Source organism: Methylocystis sp. (assembly GCF_051061225.1).
In the GTDB taxonomy this organism is placed as follows: domain Bacteria; phylum Pseudomonadota; class Alphaproteobacteria; order Rhizobiales; family Beijerinckiaceae; genus Methylocystis.
In genome coordinates this window covers 22750-37045 of the sequence record NZ_JBPFEB010000006.1, presented here as the reverse complement: position 1 = coordinate 37045, position 14296 = coordinate 22750, and the positions used below count along the sequence as shown (strand labels likewise).

Genomic DNA, 14296 nt, shown 5'->3' with positions numbered 1-14296 from the left:
TCATGAACGCTTATCTCAAGATCGAAAACGTCGACAAGGTTTTTGCGCGTGGCGGGATACAGACCAAGGTTCTGGAAAATGTGTCGCTGCGCGTCGAAAAAGGCCAGTTCGTCTCCATCATCGGCCATTCCGGCTGCGGCAAGTCCACGCTTCTCAATATCGTCGCGGGGCTGACGACGGCGACGAAGGGCGCCGTGCTGCTGGAGGAGCGCGAGGTGAACGCGCCGGGGCCGGACCGCGCCGTCGTGTTTCAAAATCACTCGCTGCTGCCCTGGCTGTCGGCCTATGAGAACATCCGTCTCGCCGTGGACAAGGTCTTCGCCGGATCGAGCCGCAAGGAGCGCCACGACTGGACGATGCATCATCTCGATCTCGTGCAGATGGGCCATGCGAAGGACAAGCGGCCGGGCGAGATTTCCGGCGGCATGAAGCAGCGCGTCGGCATTGCGCGGGCGCTCGCCATGCAGCCGAAGGTGCTGCTGCTCGACGAGCCCTTCGGCGCGCTCGACGCTCTGACGCGCGCGCATCTTCAGGATCAGGTGATGGCCCTGCACGAGCGGCTCGGCGCCACCGTCATGATGATCACGCATGACGTCGACGAGGCCGTGCTGCTCTCCGACCGCATCGTGATGATGACCAACGGCCCGCAGGCGACCATCGGCGAGGTGCTGGAGATTCCGCTGCCGCGTCCGCGGGCGCGCGTCGCGCTCGCGGCCGATCCCGTCTACCTCGACTGCCGCCGTCGCGTGCTGCAATTCCTCTACGAACGCCACCGCTATGTGGACGCCGCATGATGGCGCGCGGCAAGCTCGTCATCATCGGCGGCGGCATGGCGGCGACGCGACTCGTCGAAGAGCTGCGCGCGCAGGCGCCGGACCGATACGACATCTGCGTCGTCGGCGAGGAGCCGCGGCCGCCCTATAATCGCGTGCTGCTGTCTCCCGCGCTCGCGGGCGAGATCGACCTTGCCGATCTGGCGCTGAAGCCGGCGCCGTGGTGGCGCGCGGCGGGCGTCGATCTCATCAGCGGCCGCAAGGCCGTCGCGATCGACGCGCGGGCCCGGCGCGTGACGCTCGACGACGGCGCCGGTCTCTCCTACGACGCGCTCGTGCTGGCGACGGGCGCGCGGGCGCTGCGGCTTCCCCTGCCGGGCGCCGATCTCGCCGGCGTGCACAGCTTCCGCGACGTCGCCGATGTCGAGGCGATGACGCGTCTCGGCGCGGCGGGCGCGCGCGTTCTCGTCATCGGCGGCGGGCTGCTCGGGCTCGAAGCCGCTTACGGGCTCTCGCGGCGCGGCGCGCAGGTGACGCTCGCGCATGTGATGGACCGCCTGATGGAGCGTCAGCTCGATTGCGAGGGCGCGGCGCTGCTGCGCCGTCTCGTCGAGGAGAAGGGCGTGCGGGTGGTGCTCGACGCCAGCGCCACGCATCTTCACGGCGACAGAAGTGTGCGTCAGGTCGCCTTCGCGGATGGGTCGCGGCGCGACGTCGACGCGGTGATCTTCGCGGTCGGCGTTCGTCCCGGGACGGAGCTGGCGGCGACGGCGGGCCTCGCCCTGGGGCGCGGCGTGATCGTGAACGACGCGCTCGCGACGAGCGACCCGCACATCTTCGCCCTGGGCGACTGCGCCCAGCACGCGGGCCAATGCTACGGGCTGATTGAGCCCGCCTATGAACAGGCGCGGGTGCTGGCGGCGCGCCTCGCGGGGCGCGCGGCGTCCTATCGCGGCAGCGTCGTCGCCACCAATCTGAAAGTCTCCGGCGTGCGCGTATTTTCGGCCGGCGACGTGATGAGCGCGGGCGCGATGACGCTGCGCGATCCGCGCATGGGCGTCTATCGCAAGCTCGTGATGGACGGCGACCGGCTGACGGGCGCGATCCTCATGGGCGACGTCGCTGGCGCGAGCGAGTGTCTCGGGTTCATCCGCTCGGGCGAGAGCGTCGCAACCGCGCGCGACGCGCTGATCTTCGGTCTTCCGCTGGAAAAGGAGGCAGCCTGATGTCGGCGCCTTTCACGCTCGATCAGCAGCGTTATCTCGAAGGCTTCGCGGCGGGCCTTTCCGCGCGAAGCGTCACGCCCGCCGCCGCGCCGTCGGCGCCCGCGCCCATGGGGCCGGACGCCGCGCATCTTGCGGCGCAGGATCGCGCCGCCGCGCGCGCCAAACTCACCGATCAGGAAAAATGGAAGCGCGAGGAGCATCCGTTCGACGCCTATCCGCGCCTCGTCGCGCAGGCGCGCGACAATGCGGCGCCCCGGCCCGCCGATAATTTCCGCTGGCGCTATTACGGACTCTTCTACGTGGCGCCCGCGCAGGACGCCTATATGTGCCGGCTGCGCATTCCCAACGGGCTGCTTGCCCATTGGCAGTTCGCCGGACTCGCGGATGTCGCGCAGCGCCTCGGCGGCAATTATCTGCATGTCACGACGCGCGCCAATCTCCAGATCCGTGAAATCGCGCCGAAAGACGCCGTCGCCGTCATCGAGGCCGTGCAGGACCTCGGCCTGTGGACGAAAGGCTCCGGCGCCGACAATATCCGCAATGTCACCGGCACTCCGACGGCCGGCGTCGATCCGCAGGAGCTGATCGACACGCGCGCTTACGCTCGGGCGATGCATCATCACATTCTCAACGATCGCTCGCTCACCGGCCTGCCGCGCAAGTTCAACATCGCCTTCGACGGCGCCGGACGCGTCGGCGCGCTCGAAGACACAAACGACATCGGCTTTCAGGCGGTCGAACTGCGCGACGGCCATGGCGTCGCGCCCGGCGTGTGGTTTCGCCTCGCGCTCGGCGGCATTACGGGTCACAAGGATTTCGCGCGCGACACGGGCGTGATCGTCGCCCCCGACGAGGCCGTCGCGGTCGCCGACGCCATCCTGCGCGTCTTCATCGAAGCGGGCGACCGCACCAATCGGGCGAAGGCGCGGCTCAAATATCTGCTCGACGCCTGGGGCTTCGAGGCATTTCTGACCGCCGTCGAAGAGAAGCTCGGCCGACCACTGACGCGCGCGCCCGCCGACGCCGTGGCGCCGCGCCCGCGTCAGGATCGCGCGGCGCATATCGGCGTGCATCCGCAGAAGCAGAAGGGCTTCAACTGGATCGGCGTCGCCCTGCCGCTCGGGCGCCTCACGCCCGACGAGACGCGCGGCCTCGCGGAGATTGCGCGCCGCTTCGGCGACGGCGGCCTGCGCCTCACCGTCTGGCAGAATCTGCTCATCACCGGCGTCGCCGATGCGCAGGTCGATGCCGCCCGCGCCGCGATCGACGCGCTCGGCCTTTCGACGCAAGCCTCGCCGATCCGCGCCGGCCTCGTCGCCTGCACGGGGAGTTCCGGCTGCCGTTTCGCCGCCGCCGACACCAAGCGCGATGGGGCCGCCATCGCCTCCTATTGTGAAGAGACGGCGCCCATGGACGCGCCGGTCAATATCCATGTCACCGGCTGTCATCACTCCTGCGCGCAGCATTACATCGGCGACATCGGCCTCATCGGCGCGCGCGTTCCGGTCAATGAGGAGGGCGACACGGCGCCGGGCTATCACATTCTCGTCGGCGGCGGCTTCGCGGAGGAGGCGGGCGTCGCGCGCGCGCTTTACGAACATGTGCGCGCGGAGGACGCGCCGCGAAGGGTCGCGCGCATCCTGCGCGCCTACCGGCGTCATCGAAGCGCCGGGGATGAAAGCTTCGTCGCCTTCGCGCGCCGCCTTGACGCGGACGCCATCCGTCGCCTCGCCGATGCGGAGCAAACGCCATGAATCACACGCCGCCGCCCAGCCTCATTCCCGAAACCGCGCCGTTCTCGCCCGAGCAGCGCGCCTGGCTCAATGGTTTCTTCGCCGCTTTCGTCCTGCCCGAGGGCGCCGCGGCGACGCCGCTGTCGGCGCGGGACGCCGCCGCCGTCATGGCCGCGCCCGACGCCGACGATGGCGCGGCGCCCTGGCATGATCAGACGCTGCCGCTCGACGCGCGCATGGCGCTGGCGCAGGGCCGGCCGCTGCGCCGCCGCATGATGGCGGCCATGGCGCAGCAGGACTGCGGCCAGTGCGGCTATGATTGCGAGCGCTATGCGGAGGCGCTCGCCACAGGCGCGGAAACGCGGCTCAATCTCTGCGCGCCCGGCGGTAAAGACACCGCGCGCATGTTGAAGGCGCTCGCGGCGGAGCAGGGCGCCGCGCCCAAGAGCGACACACCAAAGACAGACGCACGAAAGACAGACGCGCCAAAGACAGACGCGCCCGCGCTGATCCCCGGCCGCTCGCGCGACGCGCCGGCCACGGCCGTCTTTCTCTCGCGCCGCCGTCTCAATACGGAGGGTTCCGAAAAGGAGACCTGGCACGTCGAATGCGACGTTTCCGGCGGCGGCCTCGACTATCGCCCCGGCGACAGTTTCGGCGTCTTTGCGCAAAACCATCCGGGCCTCGTCGATCAGATCATCGCCATGCTCGGCGTCTCCCATGTCACGCAGCTGCGCGGCAAGACGCTGCGCGAGATTCTGCTTGGCGACGTCTCGCTCGCGCCCGCGCCCGACGCGCTGTTCGATCTCATCTCCTTCCTCACTGGCGGCGCGACGCGCGAGAAGGCGCGTCGTCTGGCGCAGGGCGACGACCCGGACGGCGACGCGAAGGCGCTCGACGTGCTCGCCGTGCTGCAAAAATTTCCCAATGCGCGCCCGCACCCGGAAGCCTTCATCGAGGCGCTGGAGCCCTTGCAGCCTCGGCTCTATTCCATTTCCTCCTCGCCGAGGGCGACGCCGGGGCGGCTCTCGCTCACCGTCGACGCGGTGCGCTATGTCGTCGGCCAACGCAAGCGGCTCGGCGTCGCCTCGACCTTTCTGGCCGAGCGCGCCGCGCCGGGCGAAACGCTGCGGGCCTATGTGCAGTCGGCTCACAATTTCAGCCTGCCGGAGCGCCCCGAAACGCCCATCATCATGATCGGCCCCGGCACCGGCGTCGCGCCCTTCCGCGCCTTTCTCCAGGAGCGCGCGGCGACGCGCGCGCCGGGGAAAAACTGGCTGTTCTTCGGCCATCAGCGTTCGGCGCATGATTTCTTCTACGCCCATGAATTCGAGGCCATGAAGGCGACGGGCCTGCTCACGCGGCTGTCGCTCGCCTGGTCGCGCGACGGCGCGGAGAAATTCTACGTGCAGGACCGCATGCGCCAATCGGGCGGCGATCTGTGGGCCTGGCTCGCGGAGGGCGCGCATCTTTACGTCTGCGGCGACGCGCAGCGTATGGCGAAGGATGTGGAGCGCGCGCTCGTCGACATCGTCGCGCAATATGGCGCGCGCAGCGCCGACGAGGCGGTGGCCTTCGTGGCTGGACTCAAAAAGTCCGGCCGTTATATGCAGGATGTTTATTGAGGCGGCGCATGTTTGAGGACACAGTGATTACACGACAGCCGTCCGCCGCCGCGCCGCCGCCTTCGACCCCGGCGGTCGCGACGCGCACGACCTGCCCGTATTGCGGCGTCGGTTGCGGCGTGCTCGCGTCGCCAGACGGCAAGGGCGGCGCGCGCATCTCCGGCGATCCCGACCATCCGGCCAATTTCGGGCGCCTGTGCTCCAAGGGCTCGGCGCTGGGCGAAACGCTCGCGACCGGCGAACGCCTGCTGTTCCCGCTGCGCCGCCAGCCGGACGGCGGCTATGCGCGCATCGACTGGGACGCCGCGCTCGATGAAGTCGCCGCGCGCTTCAGCGACATCGCCGCGCGCCATGGGCCGCAGGCGGTCGGCGTCTATCTCTCCGGGCAATTGCTGACGGAAGATTATTACGTCGCCAACAAGCTGATGAAGGGCTTCATCGGCTCCTCCAACGTCGACACCAATTCGCGCCTGTGCATGGCGTCGAGCGTCGCCGGCCACAAGCGGGCCTTCGGCGCGGATACGGTTCCGGGCTGCTACGAGGATCTCGACTGCGCCGATCTCGTCGTCTTCGTCGGCTCCAACGCGGCCTGGTGCCATCCGGTGCTGTTTCAGCGCGTCATGCGCAACCGCGAGACGCGCGGCGCGAAGATGGTCGTCATCGACACGCGCCGCACCGCGACCTCCGACAGCGCCGATCTCTTCCTGCAAATCGCGCCGGGCATGGATCAGGCGCTGTTCTCGGGCCTGCTGGCGCATCTGGCGCAAAGCGGCGCGCTCGATGAAGACTATATCCGGCGCTGCACGTCTGGCTTCGAGGCCGCCCGCGACGCCGCGCGGCGGCTGACGCCGAACATTGCCGCGACCGCCGCCGCGACGGGCCTGCGCGACGAAGAGGTCGCGGCCTTCTTTCGCCTGTTCGCGGCGACGCCGCGCGTCGTCACCGCCTTTTCGCAGGGCGTGAATCAATCCGCGCAGGGAACCGACAAGGTCAACGCCATCCTCAACTGCCATCTGGCGACGGGCCGCATCGGCCAGCCGGGCGCCGGACCCTTCTCGCTCACCGGACAGCCCAACGCCATGGGCGGGCGCGAGGTCGGCGGCCTCGCCAACAGCCTCGCCGCGCATATGGGCTTCGAGGCGGAGAACGTCGACCGCCTGCGCCGCTTCTGGGGCGCGCCGCGCATGGCGACGGGCGAGGGGCGCAAGGCCGTCGACATGTTTCACGCCGTCGCGCGCGGCGAGATCAAGGCGCTGTGGATCGCCTGCACCAATCCCGCCGCCTCGCTGCCCGACGCCGACGCCATGCGCGCGGCGCTCGGGCGGCTCGATTTCCTCGTCGTCTCCGACACGACGCGCGCGACCGACACCACTCTTGCCGGCGCGCATCTGCTGTTGCCCGCGCAGGGCTGGGGCGAGAAGAACGGAACCGTCACCAATTCCGAGCGCCGCATCTCGCGCCAGCGCGGCTTCCTGCCGGCGCCGGGCGCCGCGCGGCCGGATTGGGCGATCTTCGCCGGCGTCGCGCGGCGCATGGGTTTTTCCGGCTTCGACTACCGCTCGGCGGCGGATGTGTTTCGCGAACACGCCGCCCTCTCGGCTTTCGAGAACGACGGGCGGCGCGATTTCGACATCGGCGGGCTGGCGCAGGCGAGCGACGACGCCTATGCCGCGCTCGCGCCCGTCCAATGGCCGGTGCGCGCCGGGGAGAAACAGGGCCGCGCGCGCCTGTTCGGGGCGGGCGGCTTCTACACGCCCGACCGCCGCGCCCGCTTCGTCGCGCCCGCCGCCCCGGCGCTCGCCGCGCGCGTTTCGGACGCCTTCCCGCTGCGGCTCAATACGGGACGCGTGCGCGACCAGTGGCATACGATGACCCGCAGCGGCGTGAGCCCGCGCCTCGCGCTTCACCTGCCCGAGCCCTTCGTCGAGATCCATCCCGACGACGCGGCGGCGGCGGGGCTCGCGGACGCGGGTTTCGCGCGCGTCACGACGGCGCAGGGAGCCTGCGTGCTGCGCGTGCGCGTCACCGACCGCCAGCCGAGGGGCCAGATCTTCGCGCCGATCCACTGGACCGACGCCACCTCGGCGCAGGCGCGCGTCGGCGCGCTGGTCGCGCCGCATGTCGATCCGGTGTCCGGCCAGCCCGAATCCAAGGCGACGCCCGCCGCGATCGCGCCGCATGTCTTCGCGCGGCAGGGCTTCCTGCTGACGCGGAGGCCGCTGCGCCTCGCCCGCGACGGCGTCTGGACCCGCGTCGCCGTCCCCTGCGGCGTCGCCTACCGGCTGGCCAGCGACGCGACCGACGCCGACTGGCGCGAGACGCTGTCGCATGGCGTTCCGGGGGCCGACTGCGCCGAGTTCGTGGACAGCGCGCGCGGGCTGTACCGGGCGGCGGCCTTCGTCGCCGGGCGGCCCGAGCGCCTGCTCTTCCTGGGGACGGAGCCTGAGTCCTGGGAGAGCGCGCTGGCGCTGTTCGCGCTGGAGGCGCCCGGCCCGGCGCAGCGTCTGGCGCTGCTCTCCGGGCGCGCCGCCGGGGAGGCCGACGACAGTGCGCTGGTCTGCGCCTGTTTCGGCGTGCGGGCGGCGCGCATCGAGGCGGCCATCGCGGAGGGCTGCGACGCTGGCGAGATCGGCCGGCGCACGCGCGCCGGGACCAATTGCGGCTCCTGCGCGCCGGAAATCGCCCGCATGATCGCCCGGCGCCGGGGCGAAGGCTGACGGCCGCGCCCCGCCGTCTGGCGCGGGACGGCGAAACGCGCTTAAGAGAAAGGAGAAAACCGCACCCTTCACGGAGACGACTCAAATGAACGCGCCCGTCCCGGCCGCAACGCTCGAGCCCGAGATCGCCCAGCGGCCCGCGCCGCAGGCGTTGCTGGAGGCGCTGAAGGCGCGGTTCGGCGCGGCCTTCTCGATGGCCGAGAGCGTGCGGGCGCAGCATGGACGCGACGAATCCGTCTACACCCATGTGCCGCCGCCGGCGGCCGTCGTCTTCGCAGAGTCCACGCAGGACGTCGCCGACGCCGTGGCGCTCTGCGCCCAATATCGCACGCCGGTGATCCCCTTTGGCGTGGGCTCTTCGCTCGAAGGGCATCTCCTCGCCGTCCAGGGCGGCGTCAGCCTCGATGTCTCGCGCATGGACCGCGTGCTCTCGGTTCATCCCGAGGATCTGATGGTCACGGTGCAGCCGGGCGTCACGCGCGAGGCGCTCAACGCCGTGCTGAAGTCGGACGGCCTGTTCTTTCCCATTGATCCGGGCGCCAATGCGAGCCTCGGCGGCATGTGCGCGACGCGCGCCAGCGGCACCAACGCCGTGCGCTACGGCACGATGCGCGAGAATGTGCTGGCGCTGGAGGCAGTGACGGCCTCGGGCGAGATCGTCCGCACGGGCGCCCGCGCGCGCAAGTCCAGCGCCGGTTACGATCTGACGCGGCTCTTCGTCGGCAGCGAGGGCACGCTCGGGGTGATGACCGAGATCACGCTGCGCGTCTATCCGCTGCCGGAGGCGATTTCGGCGGCGGTCTGCTCCTTCCCCACCATCGCCGACGCCGTGCGCGCGGTGATCGAGATCATCCAGCTCGGCGTCCCCATCGCCCGCGTCGAGCTCATCGACGGCCAGACCGTTGGGATGGTCAACCGGCATTCGAAACTCGCCCTGCGCGAGGAGCCCATGCTGCTCATGGAGTTTCACGGCACGCCGACGGGGGTCAAGGAGCAGGCGGAGCTTGTGCAGGAGCTGGCGGCGGCGCATGGCGGGCAGGCGTTCGACTGGGCGACGACGCCCGAAGCGCGCACGCGCCTGTGGACCGCCCGCCATCACGCCTATTTCGCCGCCGTGCAGAGCCGGCCCGGCTGCCGCTCGATCACCACGGATGTCTGCGTGCCGATCAGCCGGCTGGCCGATTGCCTGCTGGAGTCGCTCGCGGACACGCAGGCGAGCGGGCTTCCCTATTTCCTCGTCGGCCATGTCGGCGACGGCAATTTTCACATCGGCCTGCTGGTCGATCCCGACGACGCCGGCGAGCGCGCCGCGGCCGAGGCGCTCAATCACAGGATCGTCTCGCGCGCCCTCGCCATGGGCGGCACCTGCACCGGCGAGCATGGCGTCGGCCTGCACAAGATGGATTTTCTGCGCAGCGAGGCCGGCGCCGGCGGGATCGCCATGATGCGCGCGATCAAACATGCGCTCGATCCGCTGAACATCATGAATCCGGGCAAGATCGTCGCGTGGTGAGAGCGCCCTGACCTATTTCTGAGCGCAGACCCTTCGGGACGAAAGGCGCGAGAGATGGACAGGGAAATGAGCTTCAACGGCGATTTCGCGGTTTCGGCGCGACCGGCGCTGCGACCGGGCGGCTGGTATCTCGGCTTCCGCTGCCCCCACTGCGGGGAACATTTCGCCATTCTGGACGATCCGACCGACAGCGGCGCCATGCGCCTGTCGGGCGCCGCGACCTTCCATGCGGTCTGTCCGAACTGCGAGGAAGCGCGGGATTACACGGTCGCCGACATGGTCGTGTTCGAGTCGGCGCAGGGCGGGCCGGCGTCGACGGCCTGACGGCGCGACGGGAACAGCGGCGGGATGGCGGCGTTTGTCCCGTTCAACGCCGGAGGCCCGTCATGCGCCTGTTGATCGCCGCCCTGTCGCTGCTGTGGATCGCGCCGGGCCTCGCGGCGGAGACGCCTTCCGCGCCGCCGGCGCAAAACGACAAGCCAAGCCTGAGCGAGAAGCTCGACAAGGGCAAGGGCGTGATCAAGCCGCCCCCGGACGTGGATCCCGGCATCACCCGGCCCGCGCCGGAGATGCCCAACACGACGCCGATCATCCCGCCGCCCGCGCCGGGCGCGAAATAGGGCGGAGCGCGCTAGCCGGACGCGTCGTCGGCGCGCGGCAGCACGACGCGCACGATGAGGCCATGCGGCGCGCGGTCGAGAAGCGTGACGCTCCCGCCATGCCGCTCCACGAGAGAGCGCACGATCGACAGGCCGAGCCCGAAGCCGCTGTGATGGCCGATGGTGCGGCTCGCCTCGCCGCGCACGAAGGGCTCGAAGACCGTTTCTTTCTGTTCGTCGGGAATGCCCGGCCCGTCGTCGCAGACGTCGATCTGCAACTGCCCCGTCGCCGTCTCCCCGATGGTGATTTCGACATGGTCGCCGTGATGCACGGCGTTTTCGACGAGATTGTTGAAGACGCGCTGCATGTCGGTCAGCGAGCCGATGATCATCTGCCGGCCGCCGCCGCGATAGGTCACGCTTTCGCCCGTCTCCGCGAACTGGTCCACGACGGTTTGCAGCACGCTGTCGAGATCGACCGCCGAATAATCCGAGGTGTCGCTCTCGGAGCGCAGATATTGCAGGTTCTTGTGCAGCATCGCGTCCATCAGGCCGATGTCGCGCAGCATCTTCACGCGCAGCTCGGTCTCGGCGATGAACTCCGAGCGCAGGCTCAGCCGCGTGATGATGGTCTTGAGATCATGGCTGACGGCGGCGAGCACATGGGTGCGCGCCGTGATCATCGAGCGGATGCGGCGCTGCATGCGGTTGATGGCGCGGGTGAGCTCCATCACCTCGCCCGGCCCGCGCTCGGGCAGCGCCCGCTCGCTCTCCGGGCCGCCGTCGCCGGGGAACTGCTCGGCGTGGCGGGCTAGCGTGATCAGCGGCTCGACGATGGCGTTGGAGGCCCACAGCACCAGAACCGAGGTGCTGAGAAAGAACAGGATGGCGGAGAGCGCCCAGGGCGTGAGCAGGAAGGGCGTGCCCGGCTCCGGCTGCCACAGCCAGCGCCATACCGAGCGCGGCGGCTTGCGATGCTGCGAGATGGAAACGAGCGCATAGCCGCCCTTGCGCAGGCCGATCGCCATGATCCCGGGCGCGCGCTCGCTCGGCGGCGAGGCGGCGAAGACCACGGCCCCGGCCCAGAGGTCGCTCTGCACCATGCGGATTTCGTTCACGAACTCCCTGTCGTCGACATCCGCCTCCCGCGGACGGCCCTCGACCAGATGGATATTGGCGAAGGGGACGGCGTGGGCGTATTCCTCGAGCAGCGCCGTTCGCGCGTCCGCCCGCGCCGCGTCCACGGCGAGGATGATGCTGGCGATGAAGTCGCTCTGATCGACGATGTGCCGGCGCCCTTCGACGTCGAGCACGTGAAAGGCGATCAGCACCACCGTCTGAAAGCAGACGATGGACGCGAGAATGAGAAAGGTGATCTGCCCGGCGAGCCGGTGCGGCTGGAGGCGGCGCAAGAGGCGGCCGAACATCAGCAGCGCGTAACCGGCGCCGTCAGCATATAGCCTTCCGAGCGCACGGTCTGGATCATGGACGGGTTCTTGGGGTCTTTCTCGAGCTTCTGGCGCAGCCGGCTCACCAGCACGTCGATGCTGCGCTCGAACGGCCCGGCGGTGCGGCCATGCGTCATGTTGATGAGCTGGTCGCGCGTCAGCACGCGGTTGGGGTTTTCACAAAAGGCGTGCAGCAGGTCGAATTCCGCGCCGGTCATCGCGACCTTGGCCCCCGAGGGCGAGACCACCTCGCGCGCCAGCAGATTGACCCGCCAGCCGAGAAACTGAAAGGTCTGTCGGGCGGAGTCGTCGACCGCGCGCCCCTGCGACGGCTCGGCCCGCCGCAGCACGGCGCGGATGCGCGCCAGCAATTCGCGCGGATTGAAGGGCTTCACCAGGTAATCGTCGGCGCCCATTTCGAGCCCCACGATCTTGTCGACATCCTCGCCCTTGGCGGTGACGATGATGATCGGAAGCTCCCGGCTGGCGCTGACCCGCCGGCAGATCGACAATCCGTCCTCGCCCGGAAGGTTGAGGTCGAGGATGATGATGTCGAAGACATCGCTGGCAAGCTTCCGGTCGGCCGCCTCGCCGGTCGTGACCCAGGCGACGCTCATTCCGTTGTTTTCCAGATAGCGTGAAATCAATTCGCCAATTTCGACATCATCTTCCACAAGCAGGATGGAATGTTGATCCGCCATTCGTGAACAGCCTTCCCCGCGTCTCTCCGCCGGCTCGCCCTATAGCGCGCCGGCGCTGGCCTGTCCGCACGAATGCGGCGGCGGGCCTCCTTTCAGACATAGAGCAGAAATAATCTACCGCACTGCGAAAGATTATTGAAACAGCAGCCTGCGACGTTTGGAAGCGACAGGCTGAAGCCCATTCGCGCGGGCGGCCCGCCGCCGCCCTCGCCTGAGGCCGCGAAGCTTCAGCCGACCCCAGTCACGCGTTTTTCGAAGAGGGTTCGAAACGATGACGCTTTCCATGTCTGCTTGCGAAGCCGCGCCCGCGCCGAAAACAGGCCTGTCCGGCCTCGCCGAAAGCTGGCGCAGCGACATTCTCGCCGGCTTTCTGGTCTTCCTGATCGCGCTGCCGCTGTGTCTGGGCATCGCCATGGCGTCGGGCTTTCCGCCGCAGGCCGGCATCATCACCGCCATTGTCGGCGGGCTCCTGGTGTCGCGGATCAACGGCTCCTTCGTGACCATCGCCGGCCCCGCCGCCGGCCTCATCGTCGTCATTCTCGACTCCGTGCAGGAGCTCGGCGCGGGCGACGCGATGGCGGGCTATCGCTACACGCTCGCCGCGATCGTCTTCGCGGGCGTCCTTCAGGTGGCCATGGGGCTCATGAAGGCGGGCAAGATGAGCGCCTTCTTTCCCTCCTCCGCCGTGCACGGCATGCTCGCCGCCATCGGCATCATCATCATCGCCAAGCAGTTTCACGTGATGCTGGGCGTGAAGCCCGACGCGCAGACGCTGTTCGAGACGATCGGCGCGATCCCCGCGAGCCTGCGCGACATGAATCCGGAAGTCGCGATCATCGGCTTTTGCGGTCTCGCCATCCTCGCCGCCTGGACGCTGGTCAGCGGCACGAAACTCGCCGCGATTCCGGCTCCGCTCATCGTGGTTCTGGTCGGCATGGCGCTCGCCAAATATTTCGACCTCGAGGACGAGCACAAATATCTCTTCCTGCCCAATGCGGTGTTCCTGCCGCATCACGAATTCACCATCGGGCCGAAGTTCCTCGTCACGCTGCCGCAGAATTTCCTCGCGGGCTTCGCCTTCCCGGATTTCCACCGCGCCGGCGAAGTCGCCTTCTGGCGGCAGGTGTTCACGATCGCGCTCGTCGGCAGCCTGGAAAGCCTGCTGAGCGCGGCGGCCGTCGATAAGCTCGATCCCTTCAAGCGCACGTCGGACCTCAACCGCGACGTCGCGGCGGTGGGGCTCGGCAACATGCTCTGCGGCTTCATCGGCGGCCTGCCGATGATCGCGGAAATCGTGCGCAGCTCGGCGAATGTGAACAATGGCGCGCGCACCGGCTGGTCGAATTTCTTCCACGGCCTGTTCCTGCTCGTCTTCGTGGCGCTGTTTCCCAAGCTCATCCACGAGATTCCGCTGGCCTCGCTCGCGGCGCTGCTGGTCTTCACCGGCTACCGGCTCGCCTCGCCGCGCGAATTTCAGAAGACGCTCGCCATCGGCTGGGACCAGCTCGCGGTCTTCGTCATCACCATCGTCGGCGTGCTCGCCACCGATCTCCTCATCGGCGTCGCCATCGGCGTCGTGGCCGAGCTTCTCTTCCACTTCTGGCGCAGCATCCACTGGCGCGACGTGATCCTGCTCACGCGCTCGATCGAGGAGAAGGAGCCGGGCGTCTATCACGTGCAGGTCGCCGGCGCGGCCTTCTTTGGAAATTATCTTGCGCTGAAGGGCGATCTCGCCACGATCCCCGCCGGCCGCACGGTGATCTTCGATCTCTCGGAAACCTCGACGGTCGATCATACGGTGATGGAGAATCTCCATCACTTCTGCGAGGATTATCGCGGCAAGGGCGGCTTCGCGGAAATTCGCGGGCTGGATCAGCTCGTGGCGGCCTCGTCGCATCCGCTCGCGCCGCGCAAGCGCGCGGCCTGAGGCGGCGGGCGTGAGCGTTTGAGTCTCTCGCGCC

11 protein-coding genes are annotated in these 14296 nt (G+C 68.9%); 9 read left to right on the top strand and 2 right to left on the bottom strand.

Going from position 1 to position 14296, the window contains the following annotated elements:
• Nucleotides 1–2: 2 nt before the first annotated feature.
• The 8 genes from ACR652_RS02150 (at nucleotide 3) to ACR652_RS02115 (ending at nucleotide 10207) form a co-directional block, all read left to right on the top strand.
• Nucleotides 3–794, top strand: coding sequence for an ABC transporter ATP-binding protein (locus ACR652_RS02150; RefSeq protein ID WP_434504878.1), 792 nt, complete (start codon nucleotides 3–5; stop codon nucleotides 792–794).
• Nucleotides 794–1999 carry an NAD(P)/FAD-dependent oxidoreductase gene (locus ACR652_RS02145; protein WP_434504960.1) on the top strand — a complete coding sequence of 402 codons (1206 nt, stop codon included), beginning with the start codon at nucleotides 794–796 and terminating at the stop codon, nucleotides 1997–1999. Before ACR652_RS02150 ends, ACR652_RS02145 begins: the two co-directional genes overlap by 1 nt.
• Nucleotides 1999–3753: a NirA family protein gene (locus tag ACR652_RS02140; protein ID WP_434504877.1), complete on the top strand. Its 1755-nt coding sequence runs from the start codon at nucleotides 1999–2001 to the stop codon at nucleotides 3751–3753. Before ACR652_RS02145 ends, ACR652_RS02140 begins: the two co-directional genes overlap by 1 nt.
• Nucleotides 3750–5357 (top strand): sulfite reductase subunit alpha, encoded by a 1608-nt coding sequence (locus tag ACR652_RS02135; RefSeq protein ID WP_434504876.1) that lies wholly within the window; start codon nucleotides 3750–3752, stop codon nucleotides 5355–5357. The genes ACR652_RS02140 and ACR652_RS02135 overlap by 4 nt, the downstream gene beginning before the upstream one ends.
• Nucleotides 5358–5365: 8 nt before the next feature.
• The gene (locus ACR652_RS02130; protein WP_434504875.1) at nucleotides 5366–8074 is read left to right on the top strand and encodes a nitrate reductase; all 2709 of its coding nucleotides are present in this window, start codon (nucleotides 5366–5368) and stop codon (nucleotides 8072–8074) included.
• 85 nt (nucleotides 8075–8159) lie between these two features.
• Nucleotides 8160–9587, top strand: a complete 1428-nt coding sequence (locus tag ACR652_RS02125) for an FAD-binding oxidoreductase (protein WP_434504874.1) — start codon at nucleotides 8160–8162, stop codon at nucleotides 9585–9587.
• 54 nt (nucleotides 9588–9641) lie between these two features.
• Nucleotides 9642–9911 (top strand): hypothetical protein, encoded by a 270-nt coding sequence (locus ACR652_RS02120; RefSeq protein WP_434504873.1) that lies wholly within the window; start codon nucleotides 9642–9644, stop codon nucleotides 9909–9911.
• A 62-nt stretch (nucleotides 9912–9973) separates the two neighbouring features.
• A complete protein-coding gene (locus ACR652_RS02115) occupies nucleotides 9974–10207 on the top strand; it encodes a hypothetical protein (RefSeq protein ID WP_434504872.1) in 234 nt (77 codons plus the stop codon).
• Between the two features lie 11 nt (nucleotides 10208–10218).
• Here ACR652_RS02115 and ACR652_RS02110 read toward each other — a convergent pair whose 3' ends face one another.
• Both ACR652_RS02110 and ACR652_RS02105 read right to left on the bottom strand, forming a co-directional pair.
• Complete coding sequence (locus ACR652_RS02110; RefSeq protein ID WP_434504871.1) at nucleotides 10219–11613, bottom strand: ATP-binding protein; 1395 nt, start codon at nucleotides 11611–11613, stop codon at nucleotides 10219–10221.
• Entirely contained in the window at nucleotides 11613–12335 is a 723-nt protein-coding gene (locus ACR652_RS02105; RefSeq protein ID WP_434504870.1) for a response regulator, read from the bottom strand. Before ACR652_RS02105 ends, ACR652_RS02110 begins: the two co-directional genes overlap by 1 nt.
• A gap of 271 nt (nucleotides 12336–12606) precedes the next feature.
• Between ACR652_RS02105 and ACR652_RS02100 the strand changes: the two genes are divergently transcribed.
• Nucleotides 12607–14262 carry a SulP family inorganic anion transporter gene (locus ACR652_RS02100; RefSeq protein WP_434504869.1) on the top strand — a complete coding sequence of 552 codons (1656 nt, stop codon included), beginning with the start codon at nucleotides 12607–12609 and terminating at the stop codon, nucleotides 14260–14262.
• The last annotated feature ends 34 nt before the right edge of the window (nucleotides 14263–14296 follow it).

Coding starts and splice junctions, on each gene's coding strand:
- ACR652_RS02150 (WP_434504878.1), top strand. CDS start 3: ATGAACGCTTATCTCAAGATCGAAAACGTCGACAAGGTTTTTGCGCGT.
- ACR652_RS02145 (WP_434504960.1), top strand. CDS start 794: ATGGCGCGCGGCAAGCTCGTCATCATCGGCGGCGGCATGGCGGCGACG.
- ACR652_RS02140 (WP_434504877.1), top strand. CDS start 1,999: ATGTCGGCGCCTTTCACGCTCGATCAGCAGCGTTATCTCGAAGGCTTC.
- ACR652_RS02135 (WP_434504876.1), top strand. CDS start 3,750: ATGAATCACACGCCGCCGCCCAGCCTCATTCCCGAAACCGCGCCGTTC.
- ACR652_RS02130 (WP_434504875.1), top strand. CDS start 5,366: ATGTTTGAGGACACAGTGATTACACGACAGCCGTCCGCCGCCGCGCCG.
- ACR652_RS02125 (WP_434504874.1), top strand. CDS start 8,160: ATGAACGCGCCCGTCCCGGCCGCAACGCTCGAGCCCGAGATCGCCCAG.
- ACR652_RS02120 (WP_434504873.1), top strand. CDS start 9,642: ATGGACAGGGAAATGAGCTTCAACGGCGATTTCGCGGTTTCGGCGCGA.
- ACR652_RS02115 (WP_434504872.1), top strand. CDS start 9,974: ATGCGCCTGTTGATCGCCGCCCTGTCGCTGCTGTGGATCGCGCCGGGC.
- ACR652_RS02110 (WP_434504871.1), bottom strand. CDS start 11,613: ATGTTCGGCCGCCTCTTGCGCCGCCTCCAGCCGCACCGGCTCGCCGGG.
- ACR652_RS02105 (WP_434504870.1), bottom strand. CDS start 12,335: ATGGCGGATCAACATTCCATCCTGCTTGTGGAAGATGATGTCGAAATT.
- ACR652_RS02100 (WP_434504869.1), top strand. CDS start 12,607: ATGACGCTTTCCATGTCTGCTTGCGAAGCCGCGCCCGCGCCGAAAACA.